This is a genomic window from Fonticella tunisiensis (assembly GCF_004364155.1).
GTDB classification, from domain to species: Bacteria; Bacillota; Clostridia; order Clostridiales; family Caloramatoraceae; genus Fonticella; species Fonticella tunisiensis.
The window spans coordinates 1-1,191 of record NZ_SOAZ01000064.1 but is presented as its reverse complement, the minus strand read 5'-3'; the positions used below and the strand labels follow the sequence as shown (position 1 = coordinate 1,191).

Below are 1,191 nucleotides of genomic sequence, written 5' to 3'. Positions count from 1 at the left end.
TTCTGCTTTATGGCATTGTCCAGGGTAATGTTTCTAATCTTAGCCTCATAATCTGCAGCAGCCTTTTTATTAGCTTCCTGAAGGGCCTGAATCTGCTTTGTCAGTTCCTCGTTGTCCTTAACCTTCTCCCCAAGATCTTTTAGCTGTTTGTCTCGTTCTGCTAACTGCCCTTTGAGCTCCTTAAGGGAGTTATTAACCTCGTCAAACCTCTCCTTGGAATATAGTTTTGATTCTTGGTGTCCTCTTTTATTGCTGCAATAAGTTCAGCAGAGGCACCATGCTTTTCAAGCAATTTAATTACCTAAATTTTGTACAAATGAAAAGCTAACATTTTCAATAATATAACAGTAAAATTTTAGAATAAGATTCCTCATATTGGATTAAAAATCAGGTGTAGCTTGTTGGAAAAATGAGGTAAGTTAAAAATGCGTACGAGAATAAAAGGTAAATATTACTTACCATAAAAGGAAACTTATTCAACTGGATACTAAGATATAAAAGTTATAGGTCAAAACTTAATTGTATATACCGGGGTTCACTTAATGCGTCAGCAATAATTTTAGCTAAACGAGTAATTGTAGGAATTTGAACCACTATTCCTTCAGCGGTTCTTTTCACAAAGCCTCTGGTATTACCAAGCTTTTTTATCAGAACCCCTACCCCTGCATTTTCAAGTTCTGTATGTGATAGGGTGTTTGATTTAAAACAGCTTATTAGGTTATGGGTCATAAATACTAGCCACAGAAAGGCGTAAATACCATAAAACTTTGTAGTTCTGAGGTTTTTAATGTGGTATACATTCTTAGCCATTTTAAAAAATGCTTCAATGGTTTGGCGTTTATTGTAAAAATGAAATGCCTCCACTGAGTTCATTTGGCTTCTCGGTATGTTGGTTATGAGCAAAGAGTATTTAATTTTACCGTTCCTGGAAAGAGTCTGTACAATAATCTTTCTAAGACCACTGTCCCCAGGTAGCTCATATACCCAAACGGAATTAGCAACTTGAGTATACTCAGAATACGGTATATCCTTTGCCAGGTTTGCCGCTGAAGTTGTGGAATATCCTTTTGTAATAAACATTAGTTTAGGAATGTTAGTTGTTAAACGTCAAAATAAACCATGTTAATTTTACTTGAAAACGGCATAATAAAATCACATTTAATACTTGCGTAAAATTAAATAATCTGACCT

Annotated in this window: 1 protein-coding gene and 1 pseudogene; both read right to left on the bottom strand. The window is 34.8% G+C overall.

Features of this window, described 5'->3' with window-relative positions; genetic code table 11:
- A pseudogene (locus EDD71_RS15835) lies at positions 1–170 on the bottom strand (phage scaffolding protein); the annotation flags it as partial.
- A gap of 331 nt (positions 171–501) precedes the next feature.
- Positions 502–1,080: a transposase gene (locus EDD71_RS15105; RefSeq protein WP_243116491.1), complete on the bottom strand. Its 579-nt coding sequence runs from the start codon at positions 1,078–1,080 to the stop codon at positions 502–504.
- Between the last annotated feature and the right edge of the window lie 111 nt (positions 1,081–1,191).

Coding starts and splice junctions, on each gene's coding strand:
- EDD71_RS15105 (WP_243116491.1), bottom strand. CDS start 1,080: ATGTTTATTACAAAAGGATATTCCACAACTTCAGCGGCAAACCTGGCA.